The organism is Mycobacterium sp. DHQP2018-32-09, assembly GCF_058148405.1.
The window spans coordinates 103,209-127,568 of the sequence record NZ_JBYVYK010000008.1 but is presented as its reverse complement, the minus strand read 5'-3'; the positions used below and the strand labels follow the sequence as shown (position 1 = coordinate 127,568).

24 protein-coding genes are annotated in these 24,360 nt (G+C 67.7%); 12 read left to right on the top strand and 12 right to left on the bottom strand.

Annotated features, from left to right (window positions below):
- The 6 genes from AC30CM_RS06425 to AC30CM_RS06400 form a co-directional block, all read right to left on the bottom strand.
- Positions 1-781 (bottom strand): PGRS repeat-containing protein (locus tag AC30CM_RS06425; protein ID WP_490116000.1); only part of this gene is annotated, 781 nt, incomplete at its 3' end.
- Between the two features lie 221 nt (positions 782-1,002).
- Positions 1,003-1,761: a MerR family transcriptional regulator gene (locus tag AC30CM_RS06420; protein WP_490115999.1), complete on the bottom strand. Its 759-nt coding sequence runs from the start codon at positions 1,759-1,761 to the stop codon at positions 1,003-1,005.
- A 9-nt stretch (positions 1,762-1,770) separates the two neighbouring features.
- Positions 1,771-3,255 (bottom strand): flavin-containing monooxygenase, encoded by a 1,485-nt coding sequence (locus AC30CM_RS06415; RefSeq protein WP_490115998.1) that lies wholly within the window; start codon positions 3,253-3,255, stop codon positions 1,771-1,773.
- On the bottom strand, positions 3,252-4,172 hold the full coding sequence (locus tag AC30CM_RS06410) for a ferritin-like domain-containing protein (protein WP_490115997.1): 921 nt from the start codon (positions 4,170-4,172) through the stop codon (positions 3,252-3,254). The genes AC30CM_RS06415 and AC30CM_RS06410 overlap by 4 nt, the downstream gene beginning before the upstream one ends.
- Before the next feature lie 11 nt (positions 4,173-4,183).
- Positions 4,184-5,023, bottom strand: coding sequence for an SDR family NAD(P)-dependent oxidoreductase (locus tag AC30CM_RS06405; RefSeq protein WP_490115996.1), 840 nt, complete (start codon positions 5,021-5,023; stop codon positions 4,184-4,186).
- The gene (locus AC30CM_RS06400; protein WP_490115995.1) at positions 5,023-5,973 is read right to left on the bottom strand and encodes an alpha/beta hydrolase; all 951 of its coding nucleotides are present in this window, start codon (positions 5,971-5,973) and stop codon (positions 5,023-5,025) included. The genes AC30CM_RS06405 and AC30CM_RS06400 overlap by 1 nt, the downstream gene beginning before the upstream one ends.
- A 144-nt stretch (positions 5,974-6,117) precedes the next feature.
- On the opposite strand from AC30CM_RS06400, the gene AC30CM_RS06395 reads away from it, so the two are divergent.
- Positions 6,118-6,804: a GNAT family N-acetyltransferase gene (locus tag AC30CM_RS06395; RefSeq protein ID WP_490115994.1), complete on the top strand. Its 687-nt coding sequence runs from the start codon at positions 6,118-6,120 to the stop codon at positions 6,802-6,804.
- A gap of 32 nt (positions 6,805-6,836) precedes the next feature.
- Here the strand turns inward: AC30CM_RS06395 and AC30CM_RS06390 are convergent, their stop codons facing one another.
- Positions 6,837-7,331 (bottom strand): nitroreductase/quinone reductase family protein, encoded by a 495-nt coding sequence (locus tag AC30CM_RS06390; protein ID WP_490115993.1) that lies wholly within the window; start codon positions 7,329-7,331, stop codon positions 6,837-6,839.
- 105 nt (positions 7,332-7,436) lie between these two features.
- Between AC30CM_RS06390 and AC30CM_RS06385 the strand changes: the two genes are divergently transcribed.
- The 3 genes from AC30CM_RS06385 (at position 7,437) to AC30CM_RS06375 (ending at position 10,629) form a co-directional block, all read left to right on the top strand.
- Complete coding sequence (locus tag AC30CM_RS06385) at positions 7,437-8,702, top strand: FAD-dependent oxidoreductase (protein WP_490115992.1); 1,266 nt, start codon at positions 7,437-7,439, stop codon at positions 8,700-8,702.
- 9 nt (positions 8,703-8,711) lie between these two features.
- The gene (locus AC30CM_RS06380; protein ID WP_490115991.1) at positions 8,712-9,800 is read left to right on the top strand and encodes a methyltransferase; all 1,089 of its coding nucleotides are present in this window, start codon (positions 8,712-8,714) and stop codon (positions 9,798-9,800) included.
- A 208-nt stretch (positions 9,801-10,008) separates the two neighbouring features.
- Positions 10,009-10,629 (top strand): TetR/AcrR family transcriptional regulator, encoded by a 621-nt coding sequence (locus AC30CM_RS06375; protein ID WP_490115990.1) that lies wholly within the window; start codon positions 10,009-10,011, stop codon positions 10,627-10,629.
- A 36-nt stretch (positions 10,630-10,665) separates the two neighbouring features.
- Here AC30CM_RS06375 and AC30CM_RS06370 read toward each other — a convergent pair whose 3' ends face one another.
- A complete protein-coding gene (locus tag AC30CM_RS06370; protein WP_490115989.1) occupies positions 10,666-11,271 on the bottom strand; it encodes a TetR/AcrR family transcriptional regulator in 606 nt (201 codons plus the stop codon).
- A 110-nt stretch (positions 11,272-11,381) separates the two neighbouring features.
- On the opposite strand from AC30CM_RS06370, the gene AC30CM_RS06365 reads away from it, so the two are divergent.
- On the top strand, positions 11,382-12,317 hold the full coding sequence (locus tag AC30CM_RS06365; protein WP_490115988.1) for a CPBP family intramembrane glutamic endopeptidase: 936 nt from the start codon (positions 11,382-11,384) through the stop codon (positions 12,315-12,317).
- Between the two features lie 17 nt (positions 12,318-12,334).
- Here the strand turns inward: AC30CM_RS06365 and AC30CM_RS06360 are convergent, their stop codons facing one another.
- Entirely contained in the window at positions 12,335-13,618 is a 1,284-nt protein-coding gene (locus tag AC30CM_RS06360) for a 2-hydroxycarboxylate transporter family protein (RefSeq protein ID WP_490115987.1), read from the bottom strand.
- 269 nt (positions 13,619-13,887) lie between these two features.
- On the opposite strand from AC30CM_RS06360, the gene AC30CM_RS06355 reads away from it, so the two are divergent.
- The 5 genes from AC30CM_RS06355 (at position 13,888) to AC30CM_RS06335 (ending at position 19,075) form a co-directional block, all read left to right on the top strand.
- Complete coding sequence (locus tag AC30CM_RS06355) at positions 13,888-15,111, top strand: CaiB/BaiF CoA transferase family protein (RefSeq protein ID WP_490115986.1); 1,224 nt, start codon at positions 13,888-13,890, stop codon at positions 15,109-15,111.
- Complete coding sequence (locus AC30CM_RS06350; protein WP_490115985.1) at positions 15,111-16,064, top strand: beta/alpha barrel domain-containing protein; 954 nt, start codon at positions 15,111-15,113, stop codon at positions 16,062-16,064. Before AC30CM_RS06355 ends, AC30CM_RS06350 begins: the two co-directional genes overlap by 1 nt.
- A gap of 34 nt (positions 16,065-16,098) precedes the next feature.
- Positions 16,099-16,731: a GntR family transcriptional regulator gene (locus tag AC30CM_RS06345; RefSeq protein ID WP_490115984.1), complete on the top strand. Its 633-nt coding sequence runs from the start codon at positions 16,099-16,101 to the stop codon at positions 16,729-16,731.
- Between the two features lie 178 nt (positions 16,732-16,909).
- Positions 16,910-17,953, top strand: coding sequence for an aldo/keto reductase (locus AC30CM_RS06340; RefSeq protein ID WP_490115983.1), 1,044 nt, complete (start codon positions 16,910-16,912; stop codon positions 17,951-17,953).
- Between the two features lie 12 nt (positions 17,954-17,965).
- Positions 17,966-19,075 (top strand): ABC transporter substrate-binding protein, encoded by a 1,110-nt coding sequence (locus AC30CM_RS06335; protein WP_490115982.1) that lies wholly within the window; start codon positions 17,966-17,968, stop codon positions 19,073-19,075.
- A 90-nt stretch (positions 19,076-19,165) separates the two neighbouring features.
- On the opposite strand, the gene AC30CM_RS06330 is transcribed toward AC30CM_RS06335, so the two are convergent.
- Positions 19,166-20,068 carry a LysR family transcriptional regulator gene (locus AC30CM_RS06330; protein ID WP_490115981.1) on the bottom strand — a complete coding sequence of 301 codons (903 nt, stop codon included), beginning with the start codon at positions 20,066-20,068 and terminating at the stop codon, positions 19,166-19,168.
- 190 nt (positions 20,069-20,258) lie between these two features.
- Here AC30CM_RS06330 and AC30CM_RS06325 point away from each other — a divergent pair, with 190 nt between their 5' ends.
- Entirely contained in the window at positions 20,259-21,674 is a 1,416-nt protein-coding gene (locus AC30CM_RS06325; protein ID WP_490115980.1) for an APC family permease, read from the top strand.
- Between the two features lie 15 nt (positions 21,675-21,689).
- Complete coding sequence (locus AC30CM_RS06320; RefSeq protein ID WP_490115979.1) at positions 21,690-22,652, top strand: carbon-nitrogen hydrolase family protein; 963 nt, start codon at positions 21,690-21,692, stop codon at positions 22,650-22,652.
- Here the strand turns inward: AC30CM_RS06320 and AC30CM_RS06315 are convergent.
- Positions 22,642-23,145 carry a hypothetical protein gene (locus AC30CM_RS06315; protein ID WP_490115978.1) on the bottom strand — a complete coding sequence of 168 codons (504 nt, stop codon included), beginning with the start codon at positions 23,143-23,145 and terminating at the stop codon, positions 22,642-22,644. The genes AC30CM_RS06320 and AC30CM_RS06315 overlap by 11 nt on opposite strands.
- Positions 23,142-24,332, bottom strand: coding sequence for a molybdopterin-dependent oxidoreductase (locus tag AC30CM_RS06310; protein ID WP_490115977.1), 1,191 nt, complete (start codon positions 24,330-24,332; stop codon positions 23,142-23,144). Before AC30CM_RS06310 ends, AC30CM_RS06315 begins: the two co-directional genes overlap by 4 nt.
- Positions 24,333-24,360: the final 28 nt, after the last annotated feature.

Genomic DNA, 24,360 nt, shown 5'->3' with positions numbered 1-24,360 from the left:
CGGCCACGCCGTCCACACCCGCCGTACCCGCGGCGGTCGCGTCGGCACCGTTCCCGCCGGCAGCGCCGTCACCGCCGCGGCCACCGACGCCTCCTGCGCCGCCCGCACCGCCGATACCGAAGACCCCGCTGGACCCGCCCGCACCACCGTTGCCGCCGGCGCCACCGGACGTGCCCGCAGCACCGCCGAGCGTCGCGGCGGCACCGTCGATCCCCGCACCCCCGTTGCCGCCCGCACCACCGTTGCCTGCGAACAGACCACCCCGGCCACCGTGACCGCCGTCCTGGGCGATTCCGCCGTTCCCACCGGCGCCGCCGTCGCCGAACCACCCGGCATTGCCACCGTTCCCACCGTTGGCTCCCCGCCCGCCGTTGCCGAAGAGCAGGCCGCCGTCACCGCCGCGGCAACTCGCACCCACGCAGTCCGCGGCAGCGTCGATGCCGTTGCCGATCAACCATCCGCCGTCACCGATCATCGGTCGCCAGCCGACGGTGGCCTGCGCCGCCAGCAGCGACGTCGGCGCCGGCAGTGACGTCGGGGCGGCGGTCTGCGTGCGCGACCCGTCGGTGAGCCACCAGGTGGCGTCGCTCGACGGCGCCAACGGCTCGTCTCCCGACGCGAGCCGGACGTCGACGGTCGTGGAGGACGGTGTGGCGACCGGTGCGGCGTCGGGCTGGCCGTCGAACAGCAGCCAACCCACGCCGAGGGCTGCGGCGCCGCCGACGCCGACCCCGATGCGCTGCCAGCCGGACACGGACGGTGATTCGCGATGCTTCGCCACGACGGCGCACTCCCGGAGATTCGCAGGGCAGCCCGCCACCCGGCAGACTCGGCACCCGGTACGGGTGGGGCGTCGTCGTCATAGCGCCGTACCACCGTGGTGATGTCGACCCTTTGCTGGATCACAGCATCCGTACAGGTGCGCAGAGCATAGACGCCCGAGCAGCGCTTCGCCGCAAGAACAGCGAACTTCCCGCCCGTCGGGCACGAGGTTGCGGACGGTCAGGGGTGGCCCGTGGGCGCCGGCGCCTCTTGCTGGTACCGCCGCAGTTCCGCCCGGATGGCCTGATCGAGGGCGCGGTCCAGACTGGCGTGCGCCGAACGCCGCGCCACCCGCCGCAGCGTATCCACGAGGTCTGCGGCCCAAGCCAATTCGGCGTCGTTCGACGGATACCAACCCGGTCCACGCTGCCTGACGATCTCGGCGTGACCGGCTCCGGCGAGTTCCCTCGCCGCCTCGTCGAGGCGGGCGTCGACGGCCGCCGTGGTCTGCAGGATCGCCGTCAACGGCATGCCGCGCGACGTGAGCGTGGCGAAGTCTTCGATGACCCGCCGATCACGCACCAGGTAGCGCTGCGGATCCTCGGCGGCGGCGATGATCCCGGCGGCGACGAGACGGTCCAGCGCCTCGTCGTCCAATGTGCCCAGTCGTGCTTCCAGCTCTGTCCGCGTGGCGGTCACGGTCACCGGATGCGACCACGGCTCGGTGACCAGCTCGCCGAGATCGGCCAGGTCGAGGACCTGCGCCAGGTCCTCGCCGCGTTGCAGTCCGTGGAGGAATCGCAGGATGTGCTTCACGGTGAAGCCTTCGCCCAGCAACTTCACGATGGCCTGGAGTTGGCGCAGGTGCCTGTCGGTGTAGATCGCGACGCGCCCCCGGCGTTGCGGCCGCGGGAGCAGGCCGCTGTCCTGGTAGACACGCACGTTGCGGGCCGTCGTCCCCGCCTGACGCGCGAGGTCGTCGATGCGATACTCGGCCACCGGCGAATACTACGCGTCGACCAGGGCTGGGGCCGTTATCCGATAGTCCTGCAGCTGCAGCGTCTTGAGCTGGTTGACGTACTGGGTCGCGAACCCGGGGAACATCGTCGCGTTGAACCCATCCTCGGTGAGATACCAGCTCTGGCAGCCGGAGTTCCACGTCGTCGACCGCAGCCGACGTTGGATGTCGGCGTTGTAGCGATCCTGCACGTCGCGGCGCACGTCCAGCGACTTCCAGCCGAACCGCAACAGCGTGCCGATGGCTCGGGCGATGTAATCGATCTGGGCTTCCATGTAGACCAGCGCCGAGCTGTGGCCCGGCCCGGAATTCGGGCCGAAGGTGAAGAACAGATTGGGATAGCCCGACACCGCCACGCTGCGATAGGCGTAGGCGCCGGTGCTCCATTCCGCAGCGAGGTCGCGTCCGTCGACCCCGGTGACGGGGAACGGCGTCCCGGCCTTCGAGACGTCGAATCCGGTGGCGAACACGATGACGTCGAACTGATGCTCGATGCCCTCGACGGTCCGGATTCCCTTGGGCGACAGACGAGCTATCGGCCACGTCACCAGTTTGCAGTTGTCGGCCTGCAGTGCCGGATAGTAGTCACTGGTCATCAGCAGCCGTTTGCACCCCGCGGAAAAGTCCGGCGTGAGCTGACGGCGCAGCCACGGGTCCTTCACCTGAAGGCGGAGGTTGGCCAACCCCACTGCCTCGACGATGCGGGTGAAGGGGGTGTCCCACACGACGCCCAGCGCCACCGACTCGTGTCCCCAGAACCACGCCGTGCGGGCGGCCTTCTCGGTCAGCGGCAGCCTGCGGTACAGCCGCTTCGCCCAGCCGCTGGTGGCGGTGTTCAGCCGCGGCAGGACCCAGCCGGGCGTGCGCTGGAACACCTTGACCGAGCTGGCGACCTTCACCAGCTCCGGAATGATCTGCACGGCACTGGCGCCCGTGCCGACGACGGCGACCTTCTTGCCGGAGAAGTCGTAGTCGTGGTCCCAGCGGGCGCTGTGGATCTTCGTGCCCTCGTAGGTGTCGATGCCGCGGATGTCGGGCAGGCTGGCGTTGGCGAGCGGCCCCGAAGCCATCACCACCGTGCGGGCGCGCACCGGTTCGCGGCCCTCGAAGGACAGCGTCCACGTACCGGCGGTCTCGTCGTAGTCGAGTGCCGTCACCTCGTGGCCGAAGCGGATTCGTGCCGCCAGACCGCTGGATCGAACCATCTGGTCGATGTAGGCCAGGATCTCGGCGCTGCCGGAATAGGTGTGCGACCAGTCGGGATTCGGCGCAAAGCTGTAAGAGTACAGCCGGGACGGAATGTCGCACGCCGCACCGGGATACGTGTTGTCCCGCCACGTCCCACCGATGCGGGTGTCGCGTTCGAAGACGACGAAGTCGGTGACGCCCTCGGCCTGCAGCCGGATGGCGGTACCGATGCCCGCGAAGCCGGCCCCGATGATCGCGACGCCGAGGACGTCTTCCGGTTGGCTCATGCGGTGGCCTCGTAGGTGAGTTCGTCCGACCACGTCGGGGTGTAGCGCACCAGGGGCATGGGGATGGCACCGGTCACCTTGACCAGGGAATCGGCCAACCAGTGGTACTTCGAACTGCGGTCGATGACCTTCTTGCTGTGCCAACTGATGAAACGGTACATCGGCACCCGGTGCACGTATTGGCTGCGCTCGCCGACGCTGCGGAACCGGCGCATGGCCTGGTACAGGCGTTCTTCGTTGACGCCCATGGCCACGATGTTGTCGCGCATCTTGTTCAACAGCGGGAAGTAGCTGAGGGTGCCGACGACCAGTGCCGGGTTCATCCAGCTCCCGACGAACTCGACCGCGAGCTTGCGCGCGCTGGCGTGGCCGAGGATGTCCATGACCTCGAAGTCGACTGCCAGATGGCGGGATTCGTCGGAGTTGATGCGCTTGAAGACCTCCTGGGCAACCGGATCCTTCACCTCGTCGGTGATGAACTTGATGAGCGCGCCGTCGAGCGCGACCTCGAGCATCGGGATCACCGTGCCCAAGATCGACAGTGACATCCCGTCGGAGAACTTGTCGAGCCAGGTGATCACCAACTGCACGTTGACGCTGGGCGGCGGGATCTCGTCGTCGTCCAGCATTCCCCAGCGGCGCATCAGGGCCAGTTCGGCGTTGGCATGCTTCTGCTCCTCGGCGTGGAAGTGCTCGTAGATGCTCTTGAGCGTCGGCGTCGGCGCCTTCCTCGCCAGTGCGGCGAACCCGCGGGCGCCGACGTTCTCGATCCACATCAGATCGGTCATGAAGGGCTTGAGCTTGGCCCACAGCTCGTCGTCGATGAGGTCTGCTCCGGGCGCTTCCCAGTCGATGTCGACCAAGGCCCACTGCTTGTCCTTGATCATCTGCAGCATGTTGTCCAAATCCATTGCCATGGTTGGTCCTTTCAGTTCTGCGGGAGCAGTCGGCCGAGGAGTCCTGCGCCGTGGGCATACAGCGCCGGGAAGTGTCGCTTGAGGTGCCAGATGACGGTGGCGTCCAGTTGCGGCACCACGTAGAGCCGACCGCGATCGTGTGCGTCCAGGGTGCGCACGGCCACGCTGTCAGGCGAGACCCCCGTCAACCGCGCCAGCCGTTGGCTGAGGTCCGCCGATCCCGGCGTGATCCGGCCGTCGGTGAAGACGTTGGTCTTGACGAAGGTCGGGCACAGCACGGTCACCGCGATGTCGGTGCCGCTCAGTTCGGCGGCGAGGGTCTCCGACAGCGACATCACACCCGCTTTGGAGACGTTGTAGGCCGCCATCGACGGTGCGGCGGCGAATCCGGCCGCCGAGGCCACGTTGACGATGCCGCCTCGGCCTGCGCGGCGCAGGATCGGGGTGAACACCTCGCAGCCGTACACCACGCCCCAGAGGTTGATGCCCAGAGCCCACTCCCAATCCTCGAACCCGATGGCGCCGACGGGTTTTCCGCCGATTCCCACACCGGCGTTGTTGACGACCAGGGTCGGCGGACCACCGAAGACCTCCTCGGCGCGCTTGGCGAGGAGGTCGATGGAGCTGCGATCGGACACGTCGCAGTGCACGGCGTGCCCGCTGCCGCGTCCCAGACCGTCGATCAGGGCGACGGTCTCGGCGGCGCGATCGGTGTCGATGTCGGCGCAGATCACCTGGCCGCCACGGCGAGCGAGTTCGAGGGCGAAGGACCGGCCGATGCCGCTGCCCGCACCGGTCACGACGGCCCTGGCGTCGGCCGTTCGTCGTGGTCCTCGAAAGAGATTGAGCATCAGGAGATCTCCCGTAGTTGGTCGTGGAGCCGCGCGGCGATGAACGAGGCGGCCCGGTGAAGTGCCGCCGTGGCCTCGGGCGCCACCCGCGGCAAGGCCTGGAACACGTGGACCATGCCGGGCCATACCTCCAGGACCGATCGACCGCCGGCAGCACGGAGCTGCTCGTCGAGGTGGCGGGCGTCGCCCTGCAGCATCTCGAACCCGCCTACCTGGATCAGGATCGGTGGCAGCGCGGCGGCTGCGGCGAAGTCGAGTGTCAACCGGGGGTGCGCCGGGTCCAGCCCAGCGGTGTAGAGGCCGACCATGCGCCGCGCGGTTGCCGTCGAACTCGCCGGGTCACGCCGGGTCCGCTCCTGCTGCTCGGCGAGCGCGAGCGTGAGGTCGATCAGTGGCGAGAACAGCACCACGCCTGCGGGCTGGAAGGCCGGCTCCTCGGCGTTCGCCAGCAGCATGTCGCAGGTCAGATGTCCACCCGCGGAATCGGCACCGATCACCACGTCGGCGGGGGCATAGCCCTGGGCCAGCAGCCAGCGGTAACCGGCTTCGACGTCGTCGGCCGCGGCGGGAAACCGGTGCGTGGGCGCCAGGCGGTACTCGACGACGAAGAACGGCATACCCGTGGCTTCCGACAGTCGGGCGACCAGCTTGCGGTGCGTCTTCGCCGAGCAGACCACGAACGCACTGCCGTGCACGTAGTAGCCGGCGCGACGACCGAAGTCCACGCCCGGGCCCAGGACCCACTCCCCGTGACGTTCGGGGATGACCCTCGTCCCACCGGGTAGGGATCCCCCGACGGCCATGATGCTCGCGATCAGCTGGCGTCCGAACCACACGCCGGGGCCGTTCATCGGGATCACGGTGGTGAGATTGCCCAGTGTCCACCGAGTGATGACGGCGGTCACGGCGGCGCGCAGCGATGCGCTGGTCGGTACGTCGGCGTCCGTCACGCTCCAAATGCCACCACCGAATGTGACATTTGTCAATGTCGCATGTCGTGGATGTCATGGCGCTCCGCGCGTGGCGGTCGCGCCCGCGCACATCCGTCGAATTCCGATTGCGGCGGCTGCACCAGACGCGCTGTCATGACCTGCATGAGCATTGCCATCTGGCCCCTGTTCGACCTACGGGTGTCGACACCCCGGTTGGCCTTGCGCTACGTCACCGACGAACTCGGTGAACGGCTTGCCGAACTGGCCTCCGAGGGGATCCACGATCCGGCGACCATGCCCTTCTCGGAGCCGTGGACCGACGCCGAACCCCCTGAGCTGCAACGCAATACCCTCCGCCACCTCTGGCGCTGCCGCGCAGACACGAGCAGCGCTCGATGGCACCTGAACCTGGCCGCCCACGACCAGGCCGGCCGGCTCGTCGGCATGTGTTCACTCGACGCCGAGGACTTCCCGGCCAACCGCACGGCGACCACCGGGTCGTGGATCGGCCGCCGGTTCCAGGGACGCGGGCTCGGTCGAGAAATGCGCGAGGCTGCGCTGCATCTACTGTTCGACGGCTTGCACGGTGACCGCGCCGTCACCCGGGCATGGCACGACAACGCCGCATCGTTGGGTGTCACACGGGCGCTGCCCTACGTCGAAGAGGGATCGGTGCAGGAGCCGCGGCGCGGCCGCCCCGACACCATGCTGAGGTTCTCGATGGACCGCTGCAGGTGGGAACCCATCCGTCGCAACGACATCGAACTCGCAGGCATCGAGGCGACACTGGACTTCCTGAACGTCCCGATGCGACGCGACCGGCACGCGCCATCCGAGCGGCGGTCCTGACAGCCGCATGGTGGCGCAGTCGGGCGGGCGGATCAGCGCGGCACGAGTCGCATGATCGGGATCTGGCGACCCGCGCCCGAGGTCTTCGCCTGGTAGTCCTCGTACCCGGCGTACACCCTTTCGGCCAAGCCGAACAGCCTGGCGTACTCCGCGGGATCGGTGACCTCCGAAGCAATGAAGGGCTCGTCGCCGAATTCGCATTCCGGGTGCGCGGTGAGGTTGTAGTACCAGGACGGATGCCGGCGCTTTCCGTAATTCGACGCGACCAGGATGACGTCCGTTCCGTCGTGGAAGTACGTCAGTTGCGTCTGCCGCCGCTGACCGGACTTCGCCCCGGTGGACACCAACGGCGCGTTGATGATCGGTCCCATGTTGACCCGACCCCCGGTCAGCCGAAAGAGGTAGGGGTCCGTGCGCCGGGCGACGTGACGGGCGAAGAACTGCCCGACGGCCGAGCGGCCGAAGCGCACACTGCGCTGATAGGAACGGCCGCGCTTCCGGTGCGGATCGACATGGCGAAGCGGCATACCCGCAAGCTACCCGAGCGCCCTCCTCGATGCCCGCGCTTACCGAAGGGTGACGGTCACGCCCCGACCGCACCTCACGCCGTGCTCGGGAGGTATCCCTGACCGATGACGGAACGACGAGGTGTCGGGGACTGCGACGTCCTCGTGGTGGGCGCCGGTCTCGCCGGGCTTCGATGTGCGAGCGTCCTGGCCGCGCGTGGTTACGACGTGTCCGTCTGGGAGGCCGAGGATTGGGTGGGCGGCCGCGTCCGGACCGACCTCGTCGACGGTTTCCGCTGCGACCGCGGCTTCCAGGTTCTCAATCCGGCCTACCCCGCACTCGCCGACGCGGTGGACGTCGGCCAACTCCGCTTGCAGCCGTTCGGCGCCGGGGTGACGGTGCGACGCGACCACGACCGCGTCGCCTGGGTGCATCCGTTGCGCCAACCGCGACGGGTCCCGCGCATGCTGCTCGGCGGTGGTCTGTCGCCGGCCGAGGTCGCGGCCATCGTGCGATGGGCGGCTCCCGCGCTCCGTCCGGCCACCCTGACGAGCGGGCGTCACGACGTCACCCTGCACGACGCGCTCGATCGTCGGCACGTCCACGGGATCGGTCGCCGCGTCGTCGACCGGTTCCTGGCGGGCGTGCTCCTGGACGACTCCGGGGCGACGTCGAACGCGTTCGCGCTGCTGCTCACGCGGATGTTCGTGCTCGGCACCCCCGGCCTTCCCGCCGACGGCATGACCGCCCTGCCCGCCTTGCTCGCCCGCCCGATCGCCGATCGAATTCACCTGCGGCGCAGAGTCGCTCACGTGGCGCGGGTGGGCGCGGACTGGGAGGTCGGCGACGGCGACGTGACGGTGCGCGCACGTGAGGTCGTGGTCGCGGTCGACGGACCGGCGTGCGCAGCGCTCACGGGGTGCCCGGCCCCGCCCATGAAGGGCGTCGTGACGGACTGGTGGGCCGTCGACGACCCGGGGCGCGCCGACACCATGCTCTGCGTCGACGGCCGCGCGACCCCAGGGGGACCCGTGCTGAACACCGCCGTGATCAGCGCCGCCGCGCCCACCTACGCGCCACCCGGCCGACATCTCGTCGCCGCATCGGCACTCCTCGGACCCGACCGGGCCGCCCCCGCCGAAGCGACGATGCGTCGGCATGCCGCCGACATCCTGGGCATCGGCGCGACCGGGTGGACTCCGGTGATCCGGCACGAGGTGCCCCACGCGCTACCCGAGCAACCCGCGCCGCTGAGCGTGCGCCGACCGCTGCGAACCCCCGACGGGCTCTGGTTGTGCGGCGACCACCGGGACACGGCCTCGATCCAAGGCGCCTTGGTGAGCGGCCGTCGTGTGGCGCAGGCGATCGCGGGCCATCGTGGCACCGGCTAGCCTGCACTGATGCCTTCGACGCCGATGCCCGTCGTGCTCGCCACGCTCGCCCTGCGGCGCGGACTCAAACGATTCGCCGATCGCCTGGTGCCGCCGCACGTCGCGGTGCTGGATCTCGGCGAAGGGAGCGCAGGTGTCCAAATCGCCACGGCCATTGCCGAACTGGGCATTGCCGACGTCCTCGCCGACGGGCCACTGACTGCCCGACAGATCGCCGCGCGGATCGACTGCGACGAGGACATCACGCTTCGCCTCCTGCGCGGGGCGGTCGCATGCAACCTCTGCACCATCGACCGGCGTAGCGGCGCGGTCGCGCTCACCCGCCATGGCGCGGTGCTGCGCAGCGATCACCCCGCGTCGCTGCGAGCCTGGATGCGCTACAAGGGGATGCGCTCCACCGTCGACGCCTGGTCCGGTCTGACCGACAGCGTGCGCACCGGCGCGAGCGCGTTCGAGTCCGTGCACGGCATGTCGGTCTGGGAGTGGTACGCCGAGCATCCCGACGAGCAGCGCATCTTCGCCGCGACCATGCGGCAGGCCACCGAGATCGCCGCACGGGCCATCGCACGGACCTACCCGTGGCCGAGCGGCGCCGTGGTGTGCGACGTCGCCGGGGGAATCGGCACCCTGCTGTCGGTGATCGTGGCCCAGACGGACGCGAACCTGCGGGGCATCCTCGTCGACGGTCCCGGCATGCTCGCCGAGGCCAAAGCGCTTCTGGCCGCACGTGGTCTGACCGATCGCATCGAGCGCGTCGAGGGCGACATCCTTCGCAGCATCGACGCCACCGCCGACGTGTACCTGCTCAAGGACGTGTTGCACGACTGGGACGACGAGCGCTGCGTGACGATCGCCCGCGCCGTCGCGTCGAGCATGCCCCGAGGAAGCAAGCTGGTGGTGATCGAGTACCTCCAACCACGTCACCGACCGAACCCGTTCTCCCCGCTGCTCGACCTCCACACGCTGACACAGCGCGACGGGGGCCGGCTGCGTTCGGCGGACGAACTGACGACGCTTCTTTCCGGTGCCGGACTGCGGCCGACCGGCCGCCGGTTCGCCGTCGTGCCGCACGCGCTCATCGAGTTCGAGAAGGCGTGATCGAGAGCCCTGGGCGACCTGGCGGCGGCCGACCTCGTGCGGTCACCCGGGAGTCGGAACCCCTCGCTCATCCGACTCCCGGCGACCAACCCTGACCTGTCGGGTCGGCTGGGTGAGCCCAGGAGGCTGCCGAATCTTCGAAAATACAGTCGTATTAGAGCACCATACGAACGTATCGTCCACAGGATGTCTCTATAGGCTGTCCTCTGTGACCGACTGGTGGCGTGAAGGGATCAAGCCCGCCGTCACCCCGACCAAACGGGAGCGCATCCGCGATGCGGCCCTGCGCCTCTTCGCCGAGCACGGCGTCGGAGCCACGTCACTACGGGACGTCGCGGTCGCCAGCGAGGTCTCCCTGGGGTCGGTCCAGCACCACTTCGGCACCAAGGACCAATTGGTCGCGGCCATCGACGAGTACGTGTTGATGGAACTGTCCGCCGTGCTCACCGGGCCCCCCGACCGAGAGATCGACGACGCGGTCGCCCAGCACGGTCACCGGGTGATGACCCTGATCACCACCCGTCCAACCATTGCGGACTACGTGGGCCGCGCGTTGGTCGACGGCAGAGCGTTCGGCTCGCGGGTCTTCGACGGCCTCGTCGCATCGGGCACCCAGCGGTGGATCGACCGCAGCGAACAGCGGCTCACCGCGCCCGATTTGGACCTGACGTGGGCCGCGCTGAACCCACTCATCCTCGTGCTCGGCACCATCATCCTGCGCGGCCACGTCGACCGGCACCTGCCCGATCCGCTGACCAATCAGCAGCAAGCAGATCGGTGGATGGAGGCGGTCAACACCTTGATCCGCGACGGGCTGTATCGCCACTGACCCCGCCGCGGCCGAATGGAGCGGGCCGGGCGCGGTTCACGCGTGTCGACGCACGATGCCACCGACGGCCGTGCGGAGCGTCTGGGCCTCGAAGGCGAGCCGTTCACGATCGCCCGGGAGCGCACGCTCGAGCGCCAGTCCGTTGACCAATGTGTTGAGGTACCGCGCGGGTCCGTCGAGATCCGCGGATTCGAGCGCTCCCTCGTCGCGTAGGACACCGAGCCATCGTGCGATCCGGCGCACGGTGAGCCGTTCGAGCGCAAGGAACGCATGGGCGGAGTCGGCCGACGGCGGAGAGGCGACGTAGGCGTCGTGGACGGCGCGCCAGTGCTCGCGGGCGCGCTGCCCGGTGCCCACCTGCGACAACAGCAACTGCAGGCAGGCCACGAGACGGTCTTCTGGGCCCGTGGCGGGGTGCTGCATGGGGTCGTCGGGGATGTCCAGGTCGTAGATCCCGGCGATCACGGTGTCGACCAGTGCCTGCTGGGTGGGAAAGAAGTGGCGGAGCGAGCCGACGCTGACCCCGGCACGTGCCGCGACCGCGCGGACACTCAGCCGGGTGGTCGGATCCTCGCCGAGCATGGTTGCCGCCGCGATCAAGATCTTGTCCCGCGTGCTCGGCTCCGCCGGTTCGTCCACCATGTCCACATCCCCCTCTAGCACGCTGTGCTAGTTTCGTCGCTACTCACTAATACAGCGTACTAGAGCGCCGTTGACGCGGTCGCGCGCCGACATCTTCGAGGAGCATTTCGATGAAGACCACCACGCAATCGTGGATCCTGCGGGACGACGACCCGGTACCGACGCCAGGGGTGCCGAACGGCGTCGAATACCACCGGGTGTTCGCCGGCGAGCACCGTCGCATCCTGCGCGGTGTCGCGACGATCGCGCTGCTCGCGCTCGGCGTGATCGGCTTCGGCGCGCTCTTCAACGGCGCGGCGACCATCCTCGACCGCGAGCTGTTCGAGCGCACCGGTCCGTCGACGCCGCTGAAACAGGCGTTCGGAGCACTGTCGATGGCTGTGCTCATCCCGTACGCCATGCTGCTGCAGCGCGTGTTCTACCGCGTGCCGGCACGGTCGCTGCACTCCGTGGCGGGGCGCTTCAGGTTCGGAGTGCTCGGCCGTGCGTTGCTCGCGTTCGGACCGCTGGTGCTCGTGATGGCCGCCCTCAGCACACCGGACCACCTCGACACCGTCCCGTGGACGACCGTGGATCTCGTGGCGTTATACGTCGTCGTCATGGTCCTCACCCCACTCGCGGCTGCGGGCGAGGAATACGGGTTCCGCGGCTTGATGTTTCGCGTTCTCGGCGGCTGGACGAAGGGGGCGCGCTCCGGTGCCGCCCTCGGCATCGTCGTCACCACGGTCTCGTTCGCCCTCGCGCACGGCACGGTGGATCCGTTCCTGCTGACGTCCTACCTCGTGTTGTTCTCGTCGATGGCGATCGTCACCTGGCGCACCGGTGGCCTCGAGGTCGCCGTCGTGCTCCACGGGGTGTACAACGTGGCGCTGCTGCTGCTCGCCACGACGTTGCACGTCGACGTCGGTGGACAACTCGCGGACCGGGCCGCCGCCGTCGGCTCCGTGGCGAACCTCGCGCCCAGCGCCGCGCTGATCCTCGTCACCGCAATCGTCTGGTGGATGACCCGAGAAGGTGGACCCGCACGCACGCCCGCGGCCGGGTGACCGCGGCGGTCGTCGCCTCACAGCAGCAGCGGCCCCAGTAGTGACAACACCAGCACCACCAGCCCGCCGCCGATCCGCGACGAGATCGACAGGAAGGGAAGCAGTTCCAGGCGGTTGGCGGCACCCAGCACCGCCAGATCGCCGCTGGAACCGAAATCCGCCAGTCCCAGGCCGCCCGAGATGGCGGATTCGATGAAGTAGAGCTTGACCAGCCAGCCGATGAAACCCGCTGCGAGAGCGGCCACCAGGACGACGGCGATCGTAGACAGCATGTAGATCGGGTCGCCGAGCAGCGAGATCACCAGGCGGAAGTCGATGGCCACGATGCTGACGGCGACCAGTACCGCGGGGATGAAGGCGTTGGCCACCATCCGATACCAGAGATCCGCCGCGTCGACGATGACGTCGGGGATCGGCAGGAAGACCTTGGCCACGGCGCAGAGGATGATCAGGAAGACGTAACCGTGGATGGCGGGAATGGCATCGGAGATCGCGTTCGCGACCATGAAGAGCACACCCGCGGTGAAGAATCCGATGATGGTGCTCTTGACGGCGTCGACCGGTGCGACCTTGGCCGCGGCCGGCTGGGTCAGATCCGTCTCCGTGCTCGCCAGGGCTCCGTCCCCGTTGAAGCGGCGGAACAGGTGGCTGCGACGCCGACCCATCCAGGCCAGGACGCCGGCGACGATGATGCACACCGTGTTCGCCACCACGACCGCGGGCACCAGCTGGGAGAGGTACTGCTCGGCCTCGCCACCGGAATTCGCCGCGATCAACTCCGAGATCGGGATGGCGCCGGCGGCGACTCCGCCACCGAGCACGGGTCCCACCACGAAGAAGAGCATCTTGCCTGCGCCGTAACCGGTGAGCCACCCGATGAGCCCGAACAACGAGAAGCAGATCGCGATGGTGCCGATGATGGGCAGGATGATGCGGGAGCCGGCCTTGATGAGCACCGTGCGGTTCATGCCGAGGATGCTGCCGACGATCAGTGCGGCGACGACGAATTCACCGAATTCGGACAGGTCGTAGAAGTCGCTGATGGCCGTGGCGGCCGACTCGGGCATCACGTGGTAGGTGTGGAGCACCGCCGGCACCAGGATGGCCAGGATGACGCCGCCGCCGATCTTGCTGAATCCGGGGATCGCATTGCCGACCACCATCAGCAGACCGCCGATCGCCATGGTGATGGCGAAACCCGACGTCATTCCCGGCGCCGGGGTGAACACGAACGCCAGGACGACGACCACCAGGGCGGCGGGAATGAACCATCTCAGCGGCAGACCGAGAGTGGCGTTCATGTCGGATGTGCGTGCAGACGTGGACTTTTCACTGCTGACCTGACTCGCGCGAGCGGACGTCATGCTGCTCCTCTGAGAATGCGATGGGCTCGACTGCCAGGGGTGCCCGCACTGTCGAGACGTGTACGCCGACGTGCCGGCGCACACGGCCACGCTATGTGTGCCACGTCACCCATGTCAAACGGTTGTATACACGTCATCGGTTTTACCGATCTTTAGGACATCTGTAGGGTCTTATTGCATACAACTCGGACGCAAGGGAGATGACGATGCACCACGTGGACGATGCGCCATCCGACGGCACGGGCCCCCTGGCCGGCCTCCGAGTGGTCGAGATGGGCCAGTTGATCGCCGGCCCGTTCTGCGGGCAGGTCCTCGGCGACCTGGGCGCCGAGGTCATCAAGCTGGAGCAGCCGGGGACGGGTGATCCCATGCGTGTCTGGGGTCGCAGTCTGCCGCAGGGCGAATCGATGTGGTGGTCGGTGGTCGGGCGCAACAAGCGGTCCGTCACCGTCAACCTCCGTCTTCCGGAGGGGCAGGCGATAGCCAAACGGCTCATCGCGAAGTCCGACATCGTCGTCGAGAACTTCCGCCCCGGCACCCTGGAGCGGTGGGGAATGAGCTACGACGAACTGTCGGCCGACAATCCCGGTTTGATCCTGACGCGGGTGTCGGGCTTCGGGCAGAGCGGACCGTACGCGACTCGGGCCGGCTACGGAGCGATCGGCGAGGCGATGGGCGGCCTGAGGTACGTGGTCGGCGATCCGTCGACTCCGCCGTCCCGAGTGGGGATTTCGATCGGCGACACCCTGGCTGCGATGTTCGCCGCGCTCGGAACGCTGAGCGCGGTGTATGAACGCAGCCGCAGCGGCCGGGGTCAGGTGGTGGACTCGGCGATCTACGAAGCGGTTCTCGGCATCATGGAATCGATCATCCCGGAATGGGTCATCGCGAACTACCAGCGCGAGCGCAGCGGTGCCATTCTGCCCAACGTGGCGCCGAGCAACGTCTACCCGACCAAGGACGGCGCATGGATCCTCATCGCGGCCAATCAGGACACGGTCTTCGCACGACTCGCGAAGGCCATGGGCCGACCCGAGCTGGCTCGCGACGAGCGCTACGCCACTCACGGTGCGCGCGGTGAGCGACAGGTCGAACTCGACGCCCTGGTGGCTGAATTCACCTCGGAGCACGAATCCAAGGAGCTCGAAGAGCTGCTGCTGGAGCATTCGGTCCCGGTCGGGAAGATCTACCGTCCGGTGGACATGCTCGACGACGAGCAGTTCCTCGCCCGTCGCAGCATCGTCGAAACCGAGCATCCCGTCCTCGGTTCCATCCCGATGCAGAACACCTTTCCCCGGTTGAGCCGTACCGACGGCGCCGTGCGCTGGCCCGGACCCCGCCTCGGCCAGCACACCACCGACGTCCTCACACGGCTGGGCGGATACACCGAGGATGCGATCGCCGAACTCTCCCGTGCGGGTGCCATCTGATGGTCGTCGAGCACCTGCCCCGCACCGCCCGGCTGGTCGAGGTCGGCCTGCGCGACGGGCTGCAGGCCGTCGAGACCGTGATCGCCACCGACGACAAGCTGGCGATCCTCGACGGGCTGCTGGCAGCGGGATTCACCTCCCTGGAGATCACCTCGTTCGCCCATCCACGCGTGCTCCCGCAGTTCGCCGACGCCGAAGCCGTCATCGCGGGCGCCCCGCGCCTGCCCGATGTCACCTACAAGGCGCTGGTACCCAACCTCAAGGGCGCGCTGCGGGCCATCGAGACCTCGATCGACGAACTCGTCATGGTCATCCCCATCGACGCAGAGACGGCGCGGCGAAACCAGAACGCCACCCCGGCGCAACTGCTTTCGGCGCTCGAGGACGTCGTCGAACACGCACACCGGTCGGGCAAGCGCATCTGCGCCGCCCTGGCCACCGCGTTCTTCGCGACGTGCCGCGGTCCGATCGACGCCCGCGAACTCGAGGACGTCGTACGGCGCGTGGCCGATGCCGGCGTGGACTCGTTGTATCTGGCGGGCACCAGCGGCATGGAGACGCCGGTTGAGTTCGACCGCGGAGTGCGGCGCTGCAAGGCTCTGGTACCGCACCTGCCAACAGGCGTGCACCTGCACAACCGCAATGGCTTCGGTCCCGTCAACGCCGTCGCGAGCCTCGCCGCCGGCGCGGACTGGGTCGAGGCATCGTTCGGCGGACTCGGGGGCGACCTGTGGTTCCCCGGCGACGCCGCCGTGCTCGGCAACGCCCCGATGGAAGACGTCGTGAACCTGCTGCACGCACTCGACGTGACCACCGGAATCGACCTCGACCGTTACCTGGAGCTGGTCCGCTTCGCGGAGCAGACCACCGGTGTCGGTTCCTACTCGTTCCTGTCGCGTGGCGGTACCCGCGAGGCGGTGGCTCGTGCACAATGGCCAGACCGACTGGCCTGATCGACGGGCCTGATCACCCGGGATGGGGGTACCGATGTCCGAACTCAGCGACGCCATCTTCGACTTGATCGTCGCCGGCACCTACCGCCCCGGCGAGAAGCTCAACGAGAGCGAGCTCGCGGAGCGGTTCGGCGTCAGCCGCACCCCGGTGCGGGAGGCGCTCAAGACGCTCGGCAGTCGCGGCGTCATCTCGATGGAACGGCACAAGGGTGCGCGGGTCGTCGACTACTCGGCCGACGCGGTCGAGTCGATGTACGCGGCACGGTCGATGATCGAACCGTACGCAGCCCGTCTCGCGGCGATGGCCATGGACGACGACGACGTCGCCGCGCTGCGGCAGCTGGCCGACGACATGTATGCCAAGGTGACCGCGGAACCCAACATGGCCGAGATCGCGGCGCTGAACAACGCCTTTCACACCGCGATCGTGGCCAGATGCCCGAATCCCAGCGTCGCGGAGATGACGCTGGGACTGCTCAAGCCGCTGGTGGCCTCGCGCACCTTCCGCGGGTACAGCGAGTCGCAGTTGATGCGCAGCGCGTCGCATCACCTCGAGATCGTCGACGCCATCGCCCACCGCGATCCCGAATGGGTGGAGTCGATCATGCGGGCGCACATCAGATCCGGCTACCACAGCGCGGTCGCCACGACGTCCTGTCCGCACTGACGGCGGTCCATCCAGCGCCGCCCGCTAGGCATGCGTCCGCCATCGACCGCGAAGGACGCCCAGAGGTCGTTGGGGTCCACGGAGTCTCACCGACCGCGGCCGCCGAGACCGCCGACCTGACCGCACCGACGGCGTAACATTCGATAGTGACGCTATCACTTATGTGGGAGGTACCGCGATGACGTCAATCGACGGCTCGGCGCGAGTCCGCGTCGGGCGCTCGGAGTTGTACGTCAGGCCGGTCGGCCTCGGATGCATGGGTATGTCGCAGAGCTACGGACCGGCCGACGACGAGACCTCGGCACAGACCATCCGCGTCGCACTCGACCTGGGGGTGGACCATATCGACACCTCGGACGTCTACGGAGCTTCCGACATCACCTGGGGTGTGCCAATCCGTGGGTTCGGACACAACGAGGAACTCATCGGCCAAGCCATCTACGGGCGTCGCGACACGGTGGTGCTCGCCACGAAGTTCGCCGCCCGGATCAACGACTCTCGCGATGGAATCGCCATCGACGGACGTCCCGAGTACGTGACCACTGCATGTGAGGCCAGCCTACGACGACTTCAGACCGATGTGATCGACCTCTACTACTACCATCGCTTGGATTCGGCGATCCCCATCGAGGACACCGTCGGTGCGATGGGTGAGCTGATCCGCGCCGGTAAGGTCCGCGCGATCGGTCTCAGCGAGGTCGGGCCGGACACCTTGCGCCGGGCGCACGCGGTGCACCCGATCGCTGCACTGCAAAGCGAATACTCGCTGTGGGAACGCGGATTCGAGAAGGACCTCGCCGATACCTGCGCCGCTCTGGGCATCACACTGGTCGCGTACAGCCCGCTCGGGCGGTCGGCGCTCACTGGGGCTTTGGCCACCGACGCCACCTTCACCCATGGGGACTTGCGTGCCACCAACCCGCGCTTCGCCCCGGAAAACCTTCGCCCCAACCTCGCGCCCGTAGCCGCGCTCACCGAGCTGGCCGACCAGAAGGGATGCCGGCCAGGCCAATTGGCCTTGGCATGGCTGATGCATCGCCCCTTTTCCGTCGTGACGATACCCGGCACCAAGCGGGCCGACTACGTCGCCGAGAACATCGCCGCCACCAACGTCGCACTGAGCGCCGATGAATCCGCCTACCTCTCGGATCTCTTCGCGCCAGGCACCATTCAGGGTGACCGGTACGCGCCCGCGCATGCCCGAACCGTTTCATCGCGCTAGGCGGCCAGGAGAATGTCCACGACGCCGCGTGACCCGATCGTGTTCGGACAGATCGCGTCGCTGTCCGGCTCCAATTACATGGGCTTGGAGAACAAGCTCGGCGCCGAGTTGGCGGTCCGACAGCTCAACGCGGCGGGCGGCGTGCTGGGACGCCGTGTCGATCTGCTCGTCACGGACGACGGGAGTCATCCGCACGGCGCCGTGGAGGCCTACCTGCGGCTCGACGGGCAACGCGCGGCAGCAGTCATCGGAACGTCCTTCTCCAACGCGTCGTTGGCGGTGCTGCCGCACACTGATGAGTGCCGCCTCCTGTACGTCTCCACCGGAGCGGCTCACCAGCAGGTGTGTCCGCCACGGCCCTATGTCTTCATGACTCCCCCACCAGGGCCGCTGATTGCCGAGCAGCTCTTGCGATTTCTCCACGACTCCGGGATCCGACGCATCGCCGTCGTCTTCGACTCCGACAGTGTGTTCAATCGGGACGCGTGGGCGGCTCAGGAAGCCATGCTGAGTCGCTACGCCATCGATGCGGTCGTCGTCGACGGCGTCAACGTGGACACCGCGGACTTCGGTCCGACCGTGCTCCGAGCGCGCGCGAGCCAGGCTCAGACGCTGATGGCTTGGGTCACCGGTCCTCCGGCGGTCGGTTTGGCCCGCGCGTTGACCGATCTGGAGCCGGGGATGCCGACGGTGATGGGCCTCGGGGCGGCGAGCCCGGGATTCCTCGAGTCGGTGGGGTCCGGAGCCGAAGGATTGATCGTCGCGACGTCAATGGCAAGTGTCGGATCGGATCTCCCGAAGTCCGAGACACGCAGCGCGATCGAGGACCTGACCCGCTCCTACGAGTCGCTTCATGGCGCCACGCCCTCACAGTTCGCCATCGACGGCTACATTGCCGTCGAACTCGTCGCAGCAGCCGTCGAAACCGCGAAGACCGACGATCGCCACGCCGTTCGCGACGCGATGGAGACTCTGACGTGCAAGACGGCTGCGGGCACGTACGCATTCTCCGCCGAGGACCACTCGGGTTTGCAGGTCGACGACGTGGCGGTTGCCGTCGTGCGGGACGGTCGGTTCCGTCTCACCCAGTGGTCGGCGAGGAGGCTCGCGCACGTGCGATGAGGGACCCAGGGACCCAGGGACCCAGGGACATCCCCTAGCGTCGATTCGCGACACCGCGACGATCGCGGGAGCATCGGTCGGGAGCCGGCGTCAGGTCGGGCGGAAGCCTGCGAGCGTTTCCCGTGCGAGCCTGGCGAGTTCTCTCGTCGCGGGCGACAGGACGGCCGACTCCTTTTGCAGCAAGGCGATCGTGTCGTGAAGCGGCTCCTTGAACGGCACGTAGTGGATACCCGATGGTGCGCTCGAACTCGTCGCGACCGCGTGCGACACGCACGTCTCGCCCGCGCCGGTGGCGACGAGTTCGAGCGCGGTGTCGACCTGTTCCACCTCGATGCGTGGCGTCAAGGTGAGGCCCTTGAGGAGCGCCCGTTCGGCGAGCTGCCGGCGGGTGGGGTCACGCCATCCCGCATGCGCGTCGTAGAGGATCAGGTTGGCCGCGGCCACGTCCTCGATGGACACGGGCCGACGGCGGGGAGCGGACGTCGCCCACAGCACTTCGTCTGCGAGGAGAGGCGTGACGGACAGTTCGCGAGTCTCGACCGGCAGCACGGCCAATCCCGCCTCGAGAGCGCCGTCGCGCACGAGGTCGGCGACGTCAGCGGAGTTCACACCCACGACCCGGAGGCGAACGTTCGGGTAGCGCGAGTGGAACGACGTGAGCAGGTTCGCCATCGCGTAGTACTTGGCGTTGCGCGGCAGTCCGAAGGACGCGACACCCGCCTGCAGGCCCGTGACTGCCTTCAACGCGCGGTCGGCCCCGTCCGCGGACGCGAGCGTTTGCTCGGCCAAGGGCATCAATTCCTCCCCGGGTGCGGTCAGGATCAACCGGCGTGGGCCGCGCACGAACAACGGTGTGCCATAGGCCTGTTCGAGGCGCCTGATCGTTTCCGAGACGGTTGGTTGGGACATGTGCAGCTGTTTGGCCGCCGCGGTGAAGGAGCCGCTGTGCGCCGACGCCACGAAGACCCGGAGCTGAATCAGCGACAGACTCATAGCCTGACACGATAGCAACGATCGACATTCACAAGGTTGTCCTTCGCTCAGCCCATTCCTAGGCTCGTCCTTGGCTTGACCCACCAGCTCGTGACGCAACCAGGGGAGGAACGGACATGGACGGCTCCGAGGAGGATCGCCAACTCAGCGAACTGGGCTATACCCAGAGCTGAGCCGATCGGTAGGGGGCGTGTCCTCGTTCTTCCTGGGCTTTTCGGTGATCAGCGCGACCACGGCCGTGTTCTCCGGATTCGGGTTCGGGTTCAACACGGCGGGACCTGCCTTCGTCTGGACCTTCCCCCTCGCCGTCGCCATCTTCTTCGTCTGGGCCTTGATCGCGGCCGACCTCGTGGTCAAGCTCCCGCTCGCCGGGTACGCCTACCAGTGGACGAGCCGGCTGGTCAGTCCCCACCTGGGATGGTTCACGGGATTCGCCGGCGCCGTGGGGTTCATCAGTGGCTTTACGGGGGTGTCCTTCGTGATGGCTGGGTACATCGGCAGCCTCCTGGGCATCGAGATGACCCTGCCCGTACAGATCTTCACGTCGATGGCGGTGGTACTGCTCTGCGTGCTCATCAACGTCTACGGCGTGCGACTGGCGACGCTACTCAACAACATCGGTGTCGCCTTGGAATTGGTGGTGACGATCGGCGCGACGGCGTTCATCGGCATCGTCGCGTTCTTCGTCACCAACGAACACCAGGGGGTCGAGTTCCTGTTCTCCGCGGCCCCGGGAGACTCGACCTCGCCGTACGTCATCGTCTGGCTGACCGCAAGTCTGGGCTGCATCTTCGGACTGTTGGGAGTGGAAGCGGCCGCCGACGTCGCCGAGGAGACCAAGAACGCGCGTCGCACCATCCCGCGCACGATGTTCTTGGCGCTCGGGGTGGCGTCGGTCATCGAGTTCTTCATGTACGTCGTCTTCCTCCTGGTCATCAAGGATCCAACCACGCTGTCCGACAGCGCATCACCCATCACCGATCTGTTCGCCGAGCAGGTCTCACCGTGGTTCTCGAAACTCGTCGTCGCGGTGGCGCTGACGAACATCCTGGTATGCGTGCTGGCGACGATGCTCGTCGCCACCCGCCTGGTGTACGCACTGGGTCGGGACAACATGGTGCCCGGATCGCGGCTGCTCCGCCGGGTGTCTGCGACCCACAAGGTGCCCACCCTTGCGGTGTGGGCGACGGGGTTGGTCTCGCTGGCGTTGTTGCTGTCCGCGCTCGCCAACGAGAAGACGTTCTCCTACATCATCGGCATGTCGGCACTCGGGTTCTTCGGGGTCTACCTGCTCACCACCGGAGGACTGCTGGTGGCCAACGCCCGCAAGCGGATTCCACAGGGCGTCCCGGGGGTCTTCGATCTCGGCCGGCTCCGCCTGCCGATGTACGTGCTGGGCGTCGTCGTCTTCGGAGCGGTCGAGGCGGCGCTGCTGCTCCTGCCCGACTTTCGCGCCAATGCGGTCGTCTTCGCGACCACCATGGCACTGGCCGCGGTGTGGTGGCTCCTGGTCCTCAGGAGGCGCATCGGACGCGCCGAGGCCGGCCCGAAGTACGCTCAGGCCGCGGCTCGACGCGACGCGTCGGCCACCTTCGTGCCGTCGTAACGATGGAGGAATGACATGACGATCGCGAGTGATCAGACGAAAGTGGTTGGTGCCGTGCAGATGGCACCGGTTTTCCTCGACCGTGAGGCCACCCTGGCCAAGGTCGAGGCCTACGTCGACGAAGCCGGTACGCGCGGCTGCGACCTCGTAGCCTTCGGAGAGACCGTGGTCCCCGGCTATCCGTTCTGGCTGGGACGTACGGACGGGGCCAGGTTCAACTCCGAGCTGCAGCGGGACATCCATTCCCTGTATCTCCACGAGGCCGTCGACATCGAGGCGGGTCACCTCGACGGCGTCCGTGAGGCGGCTCGGCGGAACGCGCTCTCGGTGGTCGTCGGCATCGCCGAACGTCCCGGGGATCGCGGCGGACACAGCGTCTACTGCTCGGCGGTCACCATCGACGCAGCGGGCCAGATCGCGTCCGTGCACCGCAAGTTGATACCGACCTACGAAGAGCGCCTGAGCTGGTCCAACGGCGACGGGCACGGCCTGGTGACTCATCGGTTGGGAGCGTTCACCTTCGGCACGCTGAACTGCTGGGAGAACTGGATGCCGTTGTCGCGCACGGCACTCTACGCCCAGGGCGAGGATCTGCACGTGGCGCTGTGGCCCGGGGACGTCTCCGACACCATCGACATCACCCGGTTCATCGCGCTCGAGTCCCGCTCCTACGTCATCTCGGTATCCGGTGTCTATCGTCGGGACGACATCCCGGACGACATGCCCGGAGCGGAGATGATGCGGGCGGCCAGCGACGAACAGATCAGCACCGGAGGGACGTGCATCGCCGCCCCGGACGGCAGCTGGGTCGTCGAACCCATGAACACCGGGGAGGGCCTGACGGTCGCTACGTTGGATCATGGGGAGGTTCGCCGGGAGCGCCAGAACTTCGATCCCGTCGGTCATTACGGCCGACCAGACGTCACCCGACTGATGGTGGATCGCCGTCGGCAGACACTGGCCACCTTCACCGACTGACGTCTCGATGCCGCTGGCGGCGGCCGGCGATCACGAGGTAGATCGGCACGCACGCCCACACCACCCCCAACGAGATGACCAGACCGAGCGGGTAATCGCGGTCGAGGAGACTCGGATTGTCTGCCTTCGCTCCGGGGGTGTCGAGGACGGGAACGGCGAGGAGCATCAGCGTCGCCGAGCAGGCGCCGGCCACGACAACGGGTGTCCACCACGCGCGCTTGATCCATCGGCGTGACGTGTGGCCGAGCACCGCGGTCACCGGGGCGAACCCGAAGTCGTGCAGCAGTACTCCCGCGGCGACCCACACCGCGATGCGGATGATCACCTCGAAGGGGAAGTCCCACAGCAACCAGGCGCCGTAGAGCCCGGCGAACAGTCCGACGGCCATCAGCCCGGACCGCATGAGCGTCATCGCGCGTGATGACGACTTCGACGCGGTGTCCGCATGGTCGCCGCCGACATGATCGTTCGGCGCGTCGGTCGGATCGTTCATCGCCCGATCACCTCGATGCGGGTCAGCCACTTCGTCTGTAGCACACCGGGTCTCGATGGAGCAATCAACCGACACGGATACCCGTGATCGATGTCGAGTTCCTCGTCGTCGAGTCGAAGTGCGATCAGCGTCAGCGGATCCCGCGCGTGTCGCGCGGGTAGCGTGGTGCGCGAGTAGGGCCCAGGCGGCTCGAGCGAGATCATCCGGACGTCGGAGTCCGGTGAGCCGCCGACCGACGCGACGAGATCGGCAAGGACCACCCCGGTCCAGCGGGCGCTCGCACTCCAGCCCTCCACGCACGCGATCGGCAGTTCACGTGTCGCCTGGTCCATGGCGCGCAGTTCCTCCAGGGTGAGATCCCGGCGCGCGTCGGGCCCAACGATCGTCAACCGGTAGTCCGGTGACCTCGCACTGCCGAGCACTCCCGCGGCAACCGCCGTGCGGTTGATCGGAACCCCCTGGGGCCCTTGTCCGGAGCGCGGCGCAAGGACGGACACGCGGCGCAACCACGGCACCGTCTGTCCGACGGTCGCCAGGGTGGCGACCGCCGCGGCGGCTCCGGCTCCGATCAACACGCTGCGCCGGGTGGGGCCGAGGGCACCACCGCCCGCGACTGCTGTGGGATCGACCGGTTCGCCGAGCGCACGCCGAATGATGGGGAGCTTGACGGCAACGTGCACCATGATCGCCCCGGTGGCAACCCACGCCACCGCGTAGTGGGCCGGGGGAAAGAAGAAATCGAACGCGTACCACTGCGCGATGTTGAGCAGTCCGGTGCTGAGCTGGAAGATCATCGACCCCACCAGCACGAGGATCGACAGCCGTTCGAGTTGACGGGTGAGGCCGCCGATCACGTGGCGTGCGAACAGTTTCGGCCATACCGACCAGAGTTTGGCCACCAGCAGCGGTATTGCCGCGATCCCGGTCGCCACGTGCAGCCCCTGGGTGAAGCGGTAGAGCCACACCGGTCGCGTCGGCCACCAGAACCAGGGCTGCGGATGCTGGATGAAGTGACTGATCAGACCAGTCGCCATGCACGTCGCGGCGGCGAGACCGAGCCAGACACCGAGCCGCGCGGACACCGCGGTGGTACGGGATTCGGAGAATCCCCACCTCAGCGTACTGACGGAACTGCGCTCCTCGGATTCACGTGGTGGTATCGACCCCTTGTCGATGTTCTCGCGCATGACGTCCCCTTGGTCGTGCCCCGTGCGG